Genomic DNA, 16,349 nt, shown 5'->3' on the forward strand with positions numbered 1-16,349 from the left:
CACCGGCCATGGCACACCCTTCCGGATCCTCCACAAACTGAGCCGGGTGGGACGGCGTGGGTGACGGAATCCGGGGACGGCCTCGCCGAAGATTCATCCGGAACGTTTCCACGACGCGGCCGACGACACGCTTCCGCGGTCACGCGGGACCGGAGGACCCACCATGCAGTCGGACGACCAGATCATGCAGGGCCCCGGGGAACGACGAGTCGCCGAGGCCGCGGAACGAATCGTGGCCGAGGGCCGGCCGCGGCTGCACCGCACCTGGACGTCGCTGGCAGCCACCTCGCTGCTCGGCGGCATCGACGTGGGTGTCGGCATCATGGTGCTGCTGTTCGTGCGGCACGAGAGCGGCAGTGAACTGCTGGCCGGACTGGCCTTCTCCGTGGGGCTCATCGCCCTGCTGCTCGGCCACAGCGAGCTCTTCACGGAGGGCTTCCTGGTACCCGTCACCACCGTGATCGCCGGCGCGGCCACCTGGCTCGACCTGGCGCGGATGTGGGCGACGGTCCTGATGATGAACCTGATCGGCGGATGGGTCTTCACCTGGATCGTCATGCAGGCATTCCCCAGCCTTCACCGCACCGCGGCCACGGCGGGCGCGCACTTCGTCGACGGCGGGTACACACTGAGCACCTTCTGCCTGGCCGTGCTGGGCGGCAGCGTCATCACGCTCATGACCCGTATGCACCACGGCACGGATTCCATGACCGGGAAGATCACCGCATCGGTCATCGCCGCGTTCGTCCTGGCCGGACTCGGGCTGTGGCACTCGATCCTGGACTCACTGATCGCGTTCGCCGGCCTGCACACCGGCCGGACGCCGTACGGTTACGCGGACTGGCTGGTGTGGCTGGCCTGGGCGGTCCTGGGCAACGTCGTCGGCGGCCTCCTGCTGACGACGGGACTGCGTCTGGTGCGCAGTGCCCCGATGTTGCACGACGACGGGCCACCGGCCGAATCCGGTTCCTGAAGGTCGTACGAGTGCCGACGTGACCGCCGCCAGCCACGAGCCCCCTGCTCGCGAGGAGTTCGCGAGCAGGGGCTCGAAGCGTTCGGGCTACTTCTTCTTGCCCTGGTTCTTCACGGCCTCGATCGCCGCCGCTGCCGCGTCCGGGTCGAGGTACGTGCCGCCCGGGTTCAGCGGCTTGAAGTCGGCGTCGAGCTCGTAGGAGAGCGGGATGCCCGTCGGGATGTTCAGGCCCGCGATGTCGGCGTCGGAGACGCCGTCGAGGTGCTTGACCAGGGCGCGCAGGCTGTTGCCGTGGGCGGCGACCAGGACCGTGCGGCCGGTGAGGAGGTCGGGGACGATGCTGTCGAACCAGTACGGCAGCATGCGGACGACGACGTCCTTGAGGCACTCCGTCTGCGGGCGCAGCTCCGGCGGGAGCGTGGCGTAGCGCGCGTCGGAGAACTGGGAGTACTCGGCGTCGCGGTCCAGCGGCGGCGGCGGGGTGTCGTAGGAGCGGCGCCACAGCATGAACTGCTCCTCGCCGAACTCGGCGAGGGTCTGGGCCTTGTCCTTGCCCTGGAGGGCGCCGTAGTGGCGCTCGTTCAGGCGCCAGTGGCGGTGGACGGGGATCCAGTGGCGGTCCGCGGCCTCCAGCGCGAGCTGGGCCGTGCGGATGGCGCGCTTCTGCACGGAGGTGTGGACCACGTCGGGCAGCAGGCCGGCGTCCTTGAGCAGCTCGCCGCCGCGCGTCGCCTCCTTCTCGCCCTTGGGGGTGAGGTTGACGTCCACCCAGCCGGTGAACAGGTTCTTCTCGTTCCACTCGCTCTCGCCGTGGCGGAGGAGGATCAGCTTGTACGGTGCGTCGGCCATGGCTCCGAGCGTAATCGACCCCTTCGGCCGACCGCGCGCCGCGCCCGGTGGGCGGACGGTTGACGGGAAGTGTTAATCGAGTGGCCTGCGGCAACCCTCCACTCGTAAGTTGTGCTCACCACTTGAGCCACTTACACGCCATCGGGGGTCCCCATGTCCGTCGCCGGGCTGAGACATGCCGCGCGCGAGTCCGTCTCCGGGCTCCCGCGCGAGTTCTGGTGGCTGTGGACCAGCACCCTGGTCAACCGGCTGGGCGCCTTCGTCGCCACCTTCATGGCGCTGTACCTGACCCTCGACCGCGGCTACTCCGCCTCGTTCGCCGGTCTGGTCGCCGCCCTGCACGGGCTCGGCGGGGTCGTGTCCTCGCTGGCGGCCGGGGTGATGACGGACCGGCTCGGGCGGCGGCCCACGCTGCTCGTCGCGCAGATCTCCACCGCGGCGTCCGTCGCGCTGCTCGGCTTCGTGCGCGACCCGGCCGCCATCGCCGCCGTCGCCTTCCTGGTCGGCATGGCGAGCAACGCCTCGCGACCGGCCGTGCAGGCGATGATGGCGGACATCGTGCGGCCCGAGGACCGCATCCGGGCCTTCTCGCTGAACTACTGGGCGATCAACCTCGGCTTCGCGGTCTCCTCCATGGCCGCCGGCTTCATCGCAGAGTTCAGCTACCTCGCCGGCTTCCTCATCGAGGCCGGCATGACCCTGGTCTGCGCGGTCCTCGTCTTCCTGAAGCTGCCCGAGTCGCGGCCCGCGAAGACCGCCGTGCACGAAGCCTCGGCGCCCGAACCGCCCGTCTCCCTGATGACCGTCCTGCGCGACGGGCGCTACATGAGCGTCGTCGGGCTGTCCTTCCTCGTCGCCCTGATCTTCCAGCAGGGCTACCTGGGCCTGCCGGTCGCCATGGGCGAGGCCGGGTTCACGCCGGCGGACTTCGGCCTGGCCATCGCCGTCAACGGACTGCTGATCGTCGTCCTGCAGCTTCCGGTCACCCGGTTCATCGAGCACCGGGACCCCCGGCGGCTGCTCGTCGTCTCGTCGCTGCTCGCCGGGTACGGCTTCGGCCTCACCGCGTTCGCCGGGTCGGTCGGGGTGTTCGCCCTCACCGTGTGCGTGTGGACGCTGGCCGAGATCGTCAACGCGCCGACGCAGACGGGGCTGGTCGTGCGCCTGTCCCCCGTGCACGGGCGCGGGCGCTACCAGGGCATGTACACCATGTCCTGGGCCGTCGCCTCGCTCGTCGCCCCGCTGATGTCGGGCTTCGTCATCGACCACTGGGGCGCGGAGTGGCTGTGGGGCATGTGCTCGGTCGTCGGCACGGCGGCCGCCGTCGGGTACGGGGCGCTGATGCGGCGGCTGCCGGACGAGGAGGCGGCGCCCGTCGGGTCGCCGGTCGCCGGGAAGCCCGCGGAACCCGAGGTCAGCGCGGCCTGACGGCCACCCGCCCGGCAGCCGGCGCCCGGCGCCCGCCGTCCGTCACGGGTGCATCCGCGCCCCCTTCAGCACCTTGTCCACCGCGTTCCTCGGGCCGTACACCGCCAGTCCGACGAGGTCCAGCCCGGCGGTCGCCACGGCCCGGACCGCCGCCCGGTTGTCACGGTCGTTGCCGGTGCCGAAGAGGTCGGAGGTGAACACCGCCCGGGGCAGGGCACGGGACAGCGCCCGCGTGTGGGCATGGGTCAGCGTCTCCTTGGTGCCCTCGAAGACCAGCACCGGCTGCCGGAACATCGGCAGGTAGGCGGTCGCGTCGGCGTCCTCGTAGGGCTCGCCGATCACCTCGGGGACCTGGGTGCCCAGGCCGCTGACCAGGAAGGCGGTGACGTTGAGGCGCTGCCAGGTCTCCAGGTCCTCGCGGAGCAGGACGGCGATCCTGGTGTCGAAGCGGACGGGGCTCTCGGTGGCGTGCGTGCTCATACCGTGAGACTGCCGGTCGCCGCCCGGCCCGGTCTTGTACGTTCTTTGCATGGCCGACCAGCGGAGAGTCTCCGCCTGGCGTCCCCGGGTGCCGGGCGTCGTCGAGGTCTTCCACGCCCACTACACCGAGTACAGCTACCCGATGCACGTCCACGACGCCTGGACGCTGCTCATCGTGGACGACGGGGCCGTGCGCTACGACCTGGACCGGCACGAGCACGGCACGCCGCACGACACGGTGTCGCTGCTGCCGCCGCACGTGCCGCACAACGGCTCCCCCGCCACCGCGGACGGCTTCCGCAAGCGCGTCCTGTACCTGGACGCCTCCCGGCTCGGCGAGGAGCTGATCGGGCGCGCGGTCGACGCCCCCGACCTGCGAGACCCGGTGCTGCGGCGGCGGGTCGGGCAGGTGCACGCGGCGCTGGCCCGGCCCGGTGACGAACTGGAGGCCGAGAGCAGGCTGACGCTGATCGGGGAGCGGCTGCACGCCCACCTGCGGCCCCGGGGCGCACCCCTCGCCCCGCGGCCCGACCCGGTCCTCGCCCGCCGGCTGCGCGAGCTGCTGGACGAGCGGGTCGTCGAGGGCGTCGGGCTGGAGGAGGCCGGCGGGCTCGTGTCCGCCCATCCCGCGCACCTGGTGCGGGCGTTCGGCGCGGCGTACGGCATCGCCCCGCACCAGTACCTGATGTCCCGTCGGGTGGACCTGGCCCGGCGGCTGCTCCTCGAGGGACGCGCGCCGGCCGACGTGGCGGGCGCGACCGGGTTCTACGACCAGGCCCATCTGACCCGGCACTTCAAGAGGCTGGTGGGGGTCACGCCGGGGCGCTACCGCACCGGAGCACGGGGGCGCTGACCGGGCGTCAGTCCCCGGAGCGCTCGATCAGGTGCTGGAACGCCTCCAGGTTCCGCGTCGACTCCCCGCGCGAGGTCCGCCACGCGTACTCCTTGCGGATCGCGGACGCGAAGCCCAGCTCCAGCAGGGAGTTGAAGGCGCCGTCGGCGGCCTCCAGGACCTGTCCGAGGAGGCGGTCGACCTCGTCGGCGGTGACGGCGGCCAGCGGGAGCTTGGCGGTGACGTAGACGTCGCCGAGGCGGTCGACGGCGTAACTCACCCCGTACAGCTTGAGGTTGCGCTCCAGCAGCCAGCGGTGCACGGCGGGTTCGTTCTCGTCGGGGTGGCGTACGACGAAGGCGTTGAGGGAGAGGGAGTGCCGGCCGACCAGGAAGGAGACCGTGGTCGACAGTTTGCGGGTGCCGGGGAGCTTCACGACGTAGTTGCCGGACTCGGGGCTCTCCCACTCCAGCTCGGCGTCCTTCAGGGCGCCTTCGAGGATCCGCGCTGCCTTCTGTGCCTCAGCCATGGTGGGAGCGTACGCGACGGCGGTGGGACTGGACCGCGGCCGTGTACACGTCGGCCGTGGCCGCGGCGGCGCTGTCCCAGCCGAAGGACTGGGCGTGCCGGGCGGCGGCGTCGCCCATGCGGGGGACAAGGTCCGGCCGGTCGGCGAAGTCGCGCAGCACGCGCGCGTAGGCGGCGGGGTCGTGGCCCTGGACGAGCCGGCCGGTGCGCCCGTCGCGCACGGCGACCGGGAGGCCGCCGACCGCCGCGGCGAGCACGGGCGTACCGGCCGCCTGGGCCTCGATGGCGACCAGGCCGAAGGACTCGCTGTAGGACGGCATGACCAGCACGGACGCGGCCCGGAACCAGTCGGCGAGCTGCTCCTGCCCGACCGGCGGGCGGAAGAGCACGACGTCGGCGATGCCGAGCCGCGCGGCGAGCTTCTGCAGGCCCTCCGGCTTGGCGAGGCCGCTGCCGCTGGGGCCGCCGACGACGGGGACGACGATGCGGGAGCGCAGCTCGGGGCGTTCGTCCAGGAGGACGGCGACGGCGCGCAGCAGGATGTCGGGGGCCTTCAGCGGCTGTATGCGGCCGGCGAAGAGCGGGATCAGCGCGTCCTGCGGCAGGCCGAGGCGGGCGCGGGCGGCGGCGCGGCCGTCGGCCGGGCGGAACCGCTCGAGGTTGACGCCGGGGTGGACGACGGCGACCTTCGCGCGGTCGGCGGAGTAGTGCCGGACGAGTTCGTCCGCCTCCTCGGCCGTGTTGGCGATCAGCCGGTCGGAGGCGGCGACGACCTGGGTCTCGCCGATGACGCGGGCGGCCGGTTCCGGGGTGTCGCCGTCGGCCAGGCTGGCGTTCTTGACCTTGGCCATGGTGTGCATGGCGTGCACCAGGGGGGCGCCCCAGCGCTGGGCGGCGAGCCAGCCGACGTGGCCGGAGAGCCAGTAGTGCGAGTGCACGAGGTCGTAGTAGCCGGGGCGGTGCCCGGCCCAGGCCTGCATCACGCCGTGGGTGAAGGCGCACAGCTGGGCCGGCAGCTCCTCCTTGGCGAGCCCCTCGTAGGGGCCGGCGTCGACGTGCCGGACGAGGACGCCGGGGGCCAGTTCGACGGCGGGCGGGAGGGCGGCGGTCGTCGCGCGCGTGAAGATCTCGACCTCGATGTTGATCGCGGCGAGGCGCTGGGCGAGCTCCACGATGTAGACGTTCATGCCGCCGGCGTCGCCGGTGCCGGGCTGGTGGAGCGGTGAGGTGTGCACGGAGAGCATGGCGACGCGGCGGGGCCTGCGGTGCAGCCGCAGCCGCGGGGGTGCCGCCGGTGAGCGACGCCCGAGCCTGCTGACGTACTGGCTCACGAGCCGATCCTCCTCGCTGCGGGCATGCCGGTCGGAGGACACGCGCCGCCCTCCACCGTGGGGGAACACCGGATGCCTGCGCTCCATTTCCGGTTTCGCGCCCTTTGCCGAATCATTACCGGCTTTCGCTCAACCGTTCGAGGACTGTGCGCGTACGGGCTCGCGCGCACGGAAGCCCCCTAGGGGCGCAGCGCCCGTACGCCCTTCTCCCACGCCGGTGTCAGGTCCGCCCCGGGGGGAAACCGGCCGTGGATCTCGAGGACCACCATCCCGTGGGCGAACGCCCAGAACGCGCGCGCGAGATCCCCGTCCCCGGCGCAGACCCGCAGCACCGGGGCGGCGGTCCGGTCCTCCAGGCCGGCCGGGAGGGACGCGCGGGGCAGGGGGCGTTCGTTGGCCAGGCAGTACAGGTAGGGGTGCGCGAGCGCGTAGGCCCGGTACGCCCGTGCCAGCTCCTCCGGCGAGCCGGGCTCCCGCTCCTCGGCGGCCTCGAACGCCTCGGCGGCCTCGGTGAGAAACTGGACGACCAGCTCGACCTCGACGGCCTTCTTGTCCGGGAAGTGCTTGTAGAGGGAGGGCGCCTTGATGCCGAGCCGGTCGGCGAGCGCCCGCAGGGTGAGCGCGGCGGGGCCGGCCTCCTCCAGCAGGGCGCGTGCGGCCGCGACGATCTCACGGGCCCGTGGGGACAGGCGGTCGGTCACGCGGGGGCCCTCCTTGGTACGCGGTCCATTGACCGCACCGTAAGGCTAACGCCGTTAGCCGTCAAGTGGCGGCCCACGCCCCCGGCTCGGGGACGGCACGCTCCGCCCGGCCGCATACCCTCGTACGCATGACAGCCCGCGCCACCTCCCGCCCCGTGGGCACGGTCACGCGCGGCACGACGAATCCGAACCGGCTGCGCCGCATGGACCGCTGGATCGCCGCCGCGCACGGGGCCGAACTGCGCCGGGCCGCCGATCCCGTCGCCGTCGACCTCGGCTACGGCGCGGCCCCCTGGACCGCCGTCGAGCTGCTGCACCGCCTGCGCACGGTCGCGCCGCACACGCGCGTGGTGGGCGTGGAGATCGATCCGGCGCGGGTGGCGGCGGCCGAGCCGTACGCGCGCGAGGGACTCGTCTTCCGGCACGGCGGCTTCGAGGTCCCGGTGCCCCGGCCGCCGCTGCTGATCCGCGCGGCGAACGTGCTGCGCCAGTACGACGAGAGCGAGGTCGCCGCCGTCTGGCAGCGGCTGTGCGCGCGGCTCGCGCCGGCGTCGGCGCACTCCCGCGGCGGGCTCCTGGTCGAGGGCACCTGCGACGAGATCGGCCGACGGCACGTATGGGTCGCGCTCGGCCCCGAAGGGCCGCGCACGGTCACCTTCGCGACCCGGCTCGGCTCGCTCGACCGCCCCTCCGACCTGGCCGAACGGCTGCCCAAGGCACTCATCCACCGCAACGTCCCCGGCGAGCCGGTGCACGCCTTCCTGCGCGACTTCGACCGCGCCTGGGCCGCCGCGGCACCCTACGCCTCCTACGGCGTCCGCCAGCGCTGGATGCGGGCGGTGCGGGACCTGGGCGCCGACTGGCCGGTGACGGACGGTCCGGCGCGGTGGCGGCAGGGCGAAGTGACGGTGCGCTGGGAGGCGCTGGCCCCTCGCGGCTGAGAGGTGAGCCGTACCGCGGGAACGATCTTCGTGCGGCGTTCGTCACACAGCGGGAAGGGCGCCCGCGCGGGAGACGGCGGGGGGAGGCGGCCGGAGCAAGCGGGGGGAAGCCCTCCACAACCCCCGGAAGTATCCCCTCTGTCGCTTTCCGCGCCGGCATGGCACGATCCCTCGAGCGACCGTAAGTTACTGACGGTAAATCAGATGTGGGGGCGAGGTATGCGTACGGGGAAGCGTGGCTTGACGACCGCCGCCGTGACCGTGGTCTGCGCGGTCACCGTGCTGGCCGCCCCGGGCACGGCCTTCGCGGCCCCGGACCCCACCCCGTCACCGACCGCCTCCTCGACGGCCCCGCCCGCGCCGGCCCCCGGCAAGGACCTGGAGGCCGTACGCAAGAAGCTCGACTCGCTCTACCGCTCGGCGGCCTCGGCCACGGACGAGTACAACGCCGCCGAGGAGAAGGCGCGGCAGCAGTCCGCCGAGCTCGTCGAACTGGCGAAGAAGATCGTCGAGGGCCAGGCCGAGCTGGACCGCCTCAAGGACCGCGCGGGTGCCGCGGCCCGCGCCCAGTACCGCACCGGCGGGCTGTCCGACGAGGCCAGGCTGGTACTGAGCGAGGACCCCGAGGAGTTCCTCGACGGCACCGGCCGGGTGATGCAGGGCCAGCGCGCCACCAAGGGCCTGCTCGGCGAGCTGGCCCGCGCCCAGGAGGACCTGAAGGCCTACCAGGCGGACGCCTCCGCCCAGTGGAAGCGGCTGGAGGCCAACCGCAAGGCGAAGGCCGCCGCCCAGAAGAAGATCGAGAAGCAGATCGCGGAGGCCGAGAAGCTCGAGTCCGAGCTGGAGCAGGAGGAGAAGGAGCGCCTCGCCCGGCTCGAACGGCTGGCCCAGGAGAAGGCCCAGGCCGCCTGGCTCGGCTCCGGCGCCGTCCAGGACCTCGACGCCGGCACGACCGAGCAGGGCAGGAAGGCCGTGGAGTACGCCACCGCCCAGATCGGCAAGCCGTACCAGTGGGGCGCCGAGGGCCCGAAGGCGTACGACTGCTCCGGCCTGACCTCGCAGGCGTGGGTGGCCGCCGGGCAGGCGATCCCGCGCACCTCGCAGCAGCAGTGGCAGCAGCTCGGGCACGTCGACATCAAGGACATGCGCCCCGGCGACCTGATCATCTACTTCGACGACGCCAGCCACGTCGGGATGTACGTCGGCGACGGCAAGGTCGTCCACGCCCCGCGCCCCGGCCGCACGGTGACCATCACGGGCGCGGGCACGATGCCGATCCTCGGCGTGGTGCGGCCGGACACGGCGGCCGCGCCCGCGCGGTGACGCGGACCACGCGGCCCGCGCCCGGGGCGTGACACCGCCCACGTGACCCAGTCCACGCCGGACGCCCGCCCCGCGTGACGTTCGTCATCCCCGCACCGCGGTCGACGTGTCCAACTGCGCCACGGAACGCGGCATATGACAATGGCCGATGGCCGTCCGACGTGTGGTGGACCATTCCGCAGCGGCGCCGTCACCCGCTATGGTCCCCGTCGTTGGGTCGAGGTCCCTCGCCCCACCATGCCCTCGGGGGGAGGGAAGGAACCCAGACGATGCCCGTACCCGTACCGCGGCAGAGGGCGATCCCGGCCGCGGAGTGCGGTCAGGCGCCCGCCGCGTCCCCGCGGAGCGGCCGCTCCCAGGAGCAGGCCCCGCCCGGGACGAACCCGGCCGAGAACCCCACCGACCGGCGCGAGAACCCGACGGAGAAGCGCGAGAAGACCACGGACCAGCGAGAGAGCACCACTCCGACGAACCTGACGCTGCTGCTGATCGAGGACGATCCGGGCGGCTCGCCGATCGTGCCGGACCTGCTCGACCAGTCCGGCAAGCCGATCCGCGTCCGCACGGCCCGCAACCTCACCGAGGCCGAGCGGCTGCTGACCGACGACGTCCACTGCATCCTGCTGGACCTCGCGCTGCCCGCCCCGGCACGGACGGGTGACGGCGAGGACGACGACGAGCTGGTGGTGCTCAAGCACGTGCTGGAGCTGGCGCCCCGGCACGCGGTGCTCGCGCTCACCTCCTCCAGCGACGCCGAGCGCGGCGCGGAGGCGGTGGCGGTCGGCGCGCAGGACTACCTGTTCCGCGACGAGCTGGACGGCCGGCTGCTGAGCCGGGCCATCCGCTACGCCGTCGAGCGCAAGCGGTCCGACTCGGCGGAGCGGCGCCTGGCCGAGGGCCGGCTGCGCGCGCAGGAGAACGCGCGCCTGGAGCGCGGCCTGCTGCCGACGCCCCTGCTCGAGGGCTCCCCGCTGCGCTTCGCCGCCCGTTACCGGCCGGGCCGTTCGCGCGCCCTGCTGGGCGGCGACTTCTACGACGTGGTCCGCACCCCGGACGGCACCGTGCACGCCATGATCGGGGACGTCTGCGGGCACGGCCCGGACGAGGCGGCGCTCGGCGTGGAGCTGCGGATCGCCTGGCGCGCGCTGACGCTGGCGGGACTGTGCGGTGACCAGCTGCTCGGCACGCTCCAGCAGGTGCTGGAGCACGAGCGCTCGGACGACGAGATCTTCGCGACCCTGTGCACCGTGGACATCGCGCCGGACGGCCGCCGCGCCGGCCTGTGCCTGGCCGGGCACCCGGCGCCCCTGGTCGCCGGCCCCGGCCTGCCCGCGCGTCTGCTGCCGTACGACAACAACGGCCCGGCGCTCGGACTGCTGCCGGGCGCCCGCTGGCCGCGCATGCAGGTGGAACTGGGCGCCGAGTGGAGCCTGATGCTCTACACCGACGGCCTGATCGAGGGCCACATCGGCGAGGGGCGCGAACGGCTCGGCCAGGACGGCATGGTGGAGATGGTCCGCCGCCGCTTCGCGGACGGGCTGCGCGGCGAGGAACTGCTGCAGACGGCGGTGAACGAGGTCCGCGACCTCAACGGCGGCGAGCTGACGGACGACGTGGCCGTCCTGCTGCTGGACCGGATTCCCTGACCGCCCCGCGGGGCGGCACGGGGGTCAGCGCCCGCCGTTCCACGGTCCGTACGGGCCGTCGCTGCTGGAGCCGCGGCGGCTGTTGCGGCCGCCGCCCGGCAGGCCACGCAGCACGGGCCGTACGTCGACCATGTACACGATCGTCGCGATGAGGCCGATGACCGGGAGGAACGACAGGATCGGGAAAAGCAGGTTCACCACGAACGCCAGCCCGAGGACGATCAGCCAGAACGGCTTGGTCTTCTTGTCGGCCGCGCGGTAGGCGTCCTCCCGGCGCGTGGCGGCGTCGATCAACGCGAAGCCGCTGAAAACGATCAGGGCGGTGCTCAGCAGCCACATGAAGCCTGCGAACCCCTGCATCAGCACAACGTCCACCACCAGACTCGGGTCGTCTCTACGCGGTCACCGTACCCGGAGAACGGGCCGGACACCCCAAGGGTGCCCGGCCCGCGTGTGCTTCCGCTCTCCTACTTGGCGGGCGGCGTCGTCTTCTTGGCGGTGACGGGGGTGACGGTGGTGGGGGTGGGCTTCTTCGCCGGAGCCTTGCGGGCGGCCGGGGCGGCCTTCTTCGCCGCGGCCGGCTTGTCCTCCGTGACCGTGACGGGCTCGCGCTTCGGCTCGACGGCCACGGCCACCTCCTCCACGCCCTCGGCGATGTCCTCGATGCCGTCGGCGGCCTGGCCCCGCCAGGTGCGCACGGCCTGCTCACCGTGCTCGGCGACCTTCTCGTAGGTCTCCCGGGCCTTGACGGCGTACTCGGCGGCGACGCCGACACCGCGCAGCGCGAGGTCCTGGGCGGTCTCGCCGAGCTTCTTGAAGTCGGCGTCGAGGGACCCGAGGAGCTCGTTGACCTTGGTCTGGAGGGTGCCCTGCGTCTCCTTGACGCGGGCCGTCGCCTTCTCCTGGACGGCCTTCGGGTCGGTGTTGCGCACGGCCTCGATGCGCGCCGGCGCCTCGGTGCGCAGCTGCTCGACCAGCACCGGCACCTTCTTGGCCTGCTGGAAGGCCAGGTCGGCGGTGCCGGCGGCGAAGTAGAGGGGGGTGGGGTCGCTGAAGGTCTTGCGCAGGTCGTCGGTGATGGCCATGGTGCTGGTCCTCCCGGAATGCGTGGCTGAGGGTTGGGTGGTGGTCCCGCGCCCGGCCGGCTGCTCGCTCCTGCTCAGCCTGCCGTCTGCCGCGGGGCGGCGTCGCTGCCGCTCGTACGGGGGTGGCGGCCGGGTATGGAGCCGCCACCGCCGGGGCCGCCCTCGGCGGCGTCGCCGGCGGCTTCGCCCGGGGTGTCGTCGGTCCCGAACCCGTTCTCCTTGCGGAAGGACTCGTAGATCTGGAGCAGCACCTGCTTCTGCCGCTCGTTCAGCGTGGGATCGGCGAGGACGACCGCACGCGTCGCGCCCTCCCGTCGGCGCTCCTCCCCGTCCCGTTCCGCGTCCAGGATCCCGGCGCGCACGTACAGCGTCTCGGCGGAGATGCGCAGCGCCTTGGCGACCTGCTGGAGCACCTCCGCGCTCGGCTTGCGCAGCCCGCGCTCGATCTGGCTCAGGTACGGATTCGACACCCCCGCGGCCTCGGCGAGCTGCCGCAGCGACAGCTGCGCGTTGCGCCGCTGCTCGCGCAGGTACTCACCGAGATTGCCGACGTTGAGCGAAGCCATGACTCCACCATGCACCAGCGTGCTAACTATTGCAAGCGGGTGCTTGCAAGAGTGTTCCTGCCGTCGGCCGGCTCACACCAGCTCGGGCTGGGGTCGCGCCGGCGGTGCCGGTACCGGCGCGGCGCCGGTGTCCCACGGTCTGGTGGTCCGCAGGTACCCGTGGACCACCGACGCCATCGCGAGCAGCAGCAGCGGCCCGGCCACCCACGGACGCGCGGCCATCTCCACGGGCAGGTACCGGTACGCGAGCAGCAGGGCGGCGAAGACCGCCGTGCCGTGGGCGACCAGCCGGACTCCCGGCCAGTCGAGACCGCGGTCGAACGTGCGCAGCGCCGCCTCGACCGTATACGCGAACACCACGCCGGCCACCAGGTCCACGCCGTAGTGGTAGCCGAAGCCGAGGGTCGCGGAGAGCGTGGCGACCAGCCAGGCCGTGCCCGCCCACCGCAGGGCGCGCGGGGCCGTTCGGGAGTGGATGAAGATCACGACGGACCAGGCCGTGTGCAGGCTGGGCATGCAGTTGCGCGGGGTGAACTCGTCGTACGGCATGTGCCGCGGGGCGCCGGCCGACGGCAGCGTGTGCGGCCACAGGTGGGCCAGCGCCCATTGTCCGCCGCCGGTGCCCCAGGCGCCGTCGCCGTAGGCGAAGATCGGCCCGACCACCGGGAAGACCATGTAGACGGCCGGTCCCAGCAGGCCGACGGCCAGGAAGGTGCGCACCAGGTGGTGGCGCGGGAAGCGGCGCTCGGCCGCCACCCCGCGCAGTTGCCAGACGGCGATGACGACCGCGGCCACGGGGAGCATGACGTAGACGAAGTCGAGGACGTGGTGGCCGACCGGCCCGGTGGCCTCGACGATCCGGCCGGCCACCCACGACGGGTTGCCCAGCGCGTGGTCGGCGCTCGCCAGGTACTGGTCGAGCACCATGGGGCGGGTCTTCGACGTGATGAGCAGCCAGGTGTCGCCGGTCTTGCGGCCGGCCACCAGCAGCAGCCCCAGCCCGACGCCCTTCAGCAGCAGGACGCGTTCCCGCCCGGTGCGGCGGGTGAGGGCGAGGACCGCGTGGCCCAGGATCACCCACAGCGCGCCGTTGCCGTAGTTCACCTCGGCGCCGGCCGCCCACCGCACCAGGACGAGGACGACGTCGATGCCGATCGCGACGCCGGCCGCGACGAACCGCTGGCGCCAGGTGAGCACCACCATCATCAGCGCCATGCTGGCGTACAGCAGCGGTCCGGAGGCGGGCGCGAAGACCACCTCACGAGCCTGGTTGGTGATCGGCCCCGGCACACCGTAGTGGCGGGCGGCGATCTCCAGCGCGACCATGAACCCGAGGACCGCCACCGCCGCCGCGGTCCACAGCATCACCCGTGGCCCGCGCCACGCGGCGAACGTTCTTCTGACGCTTATTCGCGACAACAGGCGCGACGCTGCAGGTATCAATTTTGGGCCGATGTGTGAGGTATAAGACGGTTAACACCACTCGAACGAGTGATGGGCGGTCATCGTAAGTTCGGACATGCTAGCGAATCGGATGTGGGGTACGTCGACGGCTTCCGGCCGTGCTCAGAACGGCAGGGGCCGCGAGTGCACCACGTCCAGCCGGGACACCGCCCGGGTCAGCACGACGTACAGCCGGTGCGCGCCGCGCTCCTCGGCCTCGGCGATCGCCGCCGGTTCGACGGCGACGACGTGGTCGTACTCCAGGCCCTTGACGAGGCTCGCCGGGACCACGGACACCGGGGCGCCGAGTTCGTCCGGGCCCGCCGCGACGATGCCGGCCGCGTCGAGGGCGGCCCGCACCCGGTCCACGTCGGCGTCGGCGGCGACGACCCCGACGGACCCCTCCCGGGCCAGGGCCTGCCGGACGGCGTCGGCGACCTCGTCCGGCACGCCGTCGGGCGCGGCCGGACGCAGCGTCAGTTCGCCGTCCTCGCGCAGGGAGCGGGCCTCGGGCACGTCCACGTCGAGCCGGGAGAGCAGCCGGTTGGTGAGGCCGACGACCGCCCGCGGCACCCGGAATCCGGTGGTCAGCGGCACCACGGCCGCGTCCGGCCGGCCCAGGTGGGCGAGGAGCTCCGGCCACGACCGCGCCGCCCACGGGGTGGTGCCCTGGGCCAGGTCGCCGAGGACGGTGAGCGAGCCGAAGGCCGCACGCCGCGCGATGGCCCGGCACTCCATCGGGGACAGGTCCTGGGCCTCGTCGACGACGATGTGGCCGTAGCCCTCGGGGTGTTCGAGGAGCCCGGCGACCTCGTCCAGGAGGACCAGGTCGGCGGCCGACCAGCGCGCCGACCGCCACGACCGGGCCGCCCCCGCCGTGCGGCACAGCGCCCGCTGCTCGTCGGCGTCCAGCAGCCCCTCGGCGGCCCGCGCCAGTTCCGCCGGGTCGCCGAGCAGCCGGACGACGACCTCCTCCGGCCGCACCCTCGGCCAGACGGCGTCGAGGCACGCACCGACCGGCCGGGCCCGTTCCGCCCGGCGCACCCAGGCGCCGCCGCGCGGCCCGCTGCGCCGTTCGGCCAGGTCCTGGACGTACCGCACGATCCGGGACCGCACCCGCTCGCGCCCGACGGCGTACGGCGGCTGCTCCTGGCGTACGTCCGTCACGATCCGCGCGAGCACGTCGCCCGGCACCCGCCAGCGGTACGAACCGTCCGGCACGATGAGGGACTCGGCGGCATCGGCGGCCACGCGCGCGTACAGGGCGCGGCGCAGCACCTCGGCCATGCGGACGTCGTGCTTGACGGCGGCGGCGCGCTCGCCGTCACGGGAGGTGACCGGGTGCCGGGCGATCTCCCGGGGGAGCGTGGACTGCCGCACGCCGGTCTCGCCGAGCGCGGGCAGCACCTCGGCGATGTAGGAGAGGAAGGTGGGGTTGGGGCCGAGGATCAGCAGGCCGTCGCGCCGGATGCGCCGCGGGTGCGTGTAGAGCAGGTAGGCGGCCCGGTGCAGGCCGACGGCGGTCTTGCCGGTGCCGGGGGCGCCCTGCACGCAGATCGAGGCGGTCAGTCCGGCGCGGACCAGGTCGTCCTGCTCGGGCTGGATGGTGGCGGCGATGTCCCGCATGGGCCCGACGCGGGGCCGTTCGATCTCGCGGGCGACGATGCCGCTCGGGCCGGACTCCCCGCGGCCGAGGTGCTCGTCCTCCAGCCCAGTGAGGTCGGCCGAGTCCCCGCGGCTGCCGGGTGCCCAGCCGAAGCGGCGGCGGACGGCGACGCCCCGCGGTTCGCGGGCGGTGGCCTGGTAGAAGGCGCGGGCGACGGGGGCGCGCCAGTCGACGACGAGCGGCGGCGCGGCGACGTCCTCGGTGATCCGCAGCCGGCCGATGTGCAGGGTCCGGCCCTCGTCACCTTCGCCGTCCTCATCACCTTCGCCGCCCTCGGCGCCCGCTCCGCCGGCGAGATCGAGCCGCCCGAAGAACAGCGGCCCCTCGGGCAGTTCGCCCAGGGCCTTCGCCCGGCTGCGCAGCCGGTGGCCGAGGACCTCGGCGTCCGCGCCGGAGGCGGAGACGTCCTCGCCGGTGACGACGTGCTCCCGGGCTCCGTCAACCATGGCGGCCAGGGCCGTCCGGCAGTGCTCGTGGTGGGCGCGTTCGCGGGCGAGGGCATGCCGGAGGGCGGGGTCGGGTGAGGTCATGGCGGCGAGCGTAACCGAGAAAGCGTT

At 73.3% G+C, this 16,349-nt stretch carries 16 protein-coding genes; 6 read left to right on the forward strand and 10 right to left on the reverse strand.

Features of this window, described 5'->3' with window-relative positions; genetic code table 11:
* Positions 1 to 163 precede the first annotated feature (163 nt).
* The gene (locus tag AC0VYN_RS33905) at positions 164 to 973 is read left to right on the forward strand and encodes a formate/nitrite transporter family protein (protein WP_475534049.1); all 810 of its coding nucleotides are present in this window, start codon (positions 164 to 166) and stop codon (positions 971 to 973) included.
* 87 nt (positions 974 to 1,060) lie between these two features.
* Here AC0VYN_RS33905 and AC0VYN_RS33910 read toward each other — a convergent pair whose 3' ends face one another.
* Complete coding sequence (locus AC0VYN_RS33910; RefSeq protein WP_385458173.1) at positions 1,061 to 1,822, reverse strand: phosphoglyceromutase; 762 nt, start codon at positions 1,820 to 1,822, stop codon at positions 1,061 to 1,063.
* 153 nt (positions 1,823 to 1,975) lie between these two features.
* Between AC0VYN_RS33910 and AC0VYN_RS33915 the strand changes: the two genes are divergently transcribed.
* Positions 1,976 to 3,250, forward strand: a complete 1,275-nt coding sequence (locus AC0VYN_RS33915; protein ID WP_475534050.1) for an MDR family MFS transporter — start codon at positions 1,976 to 1,978, stop codon at positions 3,248 to 3,250.
* A gap of 42 nt (positions 3,251 to 3,292) precedes the next feature.
* Here the strand turns inward: AC0VYN_RS33915 and AC0VYN_RS33920 are convergent, their stop codons facing one another.
* Positions 3,293 to 3,730: a DUF2000 family protein gene (locus AC0VYN_RS33920; RefSeq protein WP_475534051.1), complete on the reverse strand. Its 438-nt coding sequence runs from the start codon at positions 3,728 to 3,730 to the stop codon at positions 3,293 to 3,295.
* A gap of 49 nt (positions 3,731 to 3,779) precedes the next feature.
* Here AC0VYN_RS33920 and AC0VYN_RS33925 point away from each other — a divergent pair, with 49 nt between their 5' ends.
* Complete coding sequence (locus AC0VYN_RS33925; RefSeq protein ID WP_475534052.1) at positions 3,780 to 4,583, forward strand: AraC family transcriptional regulator; 804 nt, start codon at positions 3,780 to 3,782, stop codon at positions 4,581 to 4,583.
* 7 nt (positions 4,584 to 4,590) lie between these two features.
* Here AC0VYN_RS33925 and AC0VYN_RS33930 read toward each other — a convergent pair whose 3' ends face one another.
* The 3 genes from AC0VYN_RS33930 to AC0VYN_RS33940 form a co-directional block, all read right to left on the reverse strand.
* Positions 4,591 to 5,091 carry a type III secretion system chaperone family protein gene (locus AC0VYN_RS33930; RefSeq protein ID WP_475534053.1) on the reverse strand — a complete coding sequence of 167 codons (501 nt, stop codon included), beginning with the start codon at positions 5,089 to 5,091 and terminating at the stop codon, positions 4,591 to 4,593.
* Positions 5,084 to 6,421 (reverse strand): D-inositol-3-phosphate glycosyltransferase, encoded by a 1,338-nt coding sequence (mshA, locus tag AC0VYN_RS33935; RefSeq protein WP_475534054.1) that lies wholly within the window; start codon positions 6,419 to 6,421, stop codon positions 5,084 to 5,086. The genes AC0VYN_RS33930 and mshA overlap by 8 nt, the downstream gene beginning before the upstream one ends.
* 179 nt (positions 6,422 to 6,600) lie before the next feature.
* A complete protein-coding gene (locus AC0VYN_RS33940) occupies positions 6,601 to 7,122 on the reverse strand; it encodes a TetR/AcrR family transcriptional regulator (protein ID WP_475534055.1) in 522 nt (173 codons plus the stop codon).
* Positions 7,123 to 7,250: 128 nt separating this feature from the next.
* Between AC0VYN_RS33940 and AC0VYN_RS33945 the strand changes: the two genes are divergently transcribed.
* The 3 genes from AC0VYN_RS33945 (at position 7,251) to AC0VYN_RS33955 (ending at position 11,032) form a co-directional block, all read left to right on the forward strand.
* Positions 7,251 to 8,063 carry a class I SAM-dependent methyltransferase gene (locus tag AC0VYN_RS33945; protein WP_475534056.1) on the forward strand — a complete coding sequence of 271 codons (813 nt, stop codon included), beginning with the start codon at positions 7,251 to 7,253 and terminating at the stop codon, positions 8,061 to 8,063.
* Positions 8,064 to 8,282: 219 nt separating this feature from the next.
* A complete protein-coding gene (locus AC0VYN_RS33950; protein WP_475534057.1) occupies positions 8,283 to 9,386 on the forward strand; it encodes a C40 family peptidase in 1,104 nt (367 codons plus the stop codon).
* Between the two features lie 269 nt (positions 9,387 to 9,655).
* Positions 9,656 to 11,032 carry a PP2C family protein-serine/threonine phosphatase gene (locus AC0VYN_RS33955; RefSeq protein WP_475534058.1) on the forward strand — a complete coding sequence of 459 codons (1,377 nt, stop codon included), beginning with the start codon at positions 9,656 to 9,658 and terminating at the stop codon, positions 11,030 to 11,032.
* Between the two features lie 24 nt (positions 11,033 to 11,056).
* On the opposite strand, the gene AC0VYN_RS33960 is transcribed toward AC0VYN_RS33955, so the two are convergent.
* The 5 genes from AC0VYN_RS33960 to AC0VYN_RS33980 all read right to left on the reverse strand — a co-directional run bounded on the left by AC0VYN_RS33960 (position 11,057) and on the right by AC0VYN_RS33980 (position 16,322).
* On the reverse strand, positions 11,057 to 11,392 hold the full coding sequence (locus AC0VYN_RS33960) for a DUF2516 family protein (RefSeq protein WP_475534059.1): 336 nt from the start codon (positions 11,390 to 11,392) through the stop codon (positions 11,057 to 11,059).
* 107 nt (positions 11,393 to 11,499) lie between these two features.
* Entirely contained in the window at positions 11,500 to 12,117 is a 618-nt protein-coding gene (locus AC0VYN_RS33965; RefSeq protein ID WP_475534060.1) for a hypothetical protein, read from the reverse strand.
* 74 nt (positions 12,118 to 12,191) lie between these two features.
* Positions 12,192 to 12,683, reverse strand: coding sequence for a helix-turn-helix domain-containing protein (locus AC0VYN_RS33970; RefSeq protein ID WP_475534061.1), 492 nt, complete (start codon positions 12,681 to 12,683; stop codon positions 12,192 to 12,194).
* A 72-nt stretch (positions 12,684 to 12,755) separates the two neighbouring features.
* Positions 12,756 to 14,048, reverse strand: coding sequence for a phosphatase PAP2 family protein (locus AC0VYN_RS33975; protein ID WP_475537039.1), 1,293 nt, complete (start codon positions 14,046 to 14,048; stop codon positions 12,756 to 12,758).
* A 201-nt stretch (positions 14,049 to 14,249) separates the two neighbouring features.
* Positions 14,250 to 16,322, reverse strand: coding sequence for a HelD family protein (locus AC0VYN_RS33980; RefSeq protein ID WP_475534062.1), 2,073 nt, complete (start codon positions 16,320 to 16,322; stop codon positions 14,250 to 14,252).
* Between the last annotated feature and the right edge of the window lie 27 nt (positions 16,323 to 16,349).

Source organism: Streptomyces sp. 63XJN7_1_ISO-PGPR-S23-121, from assembly GCF_056173025.1.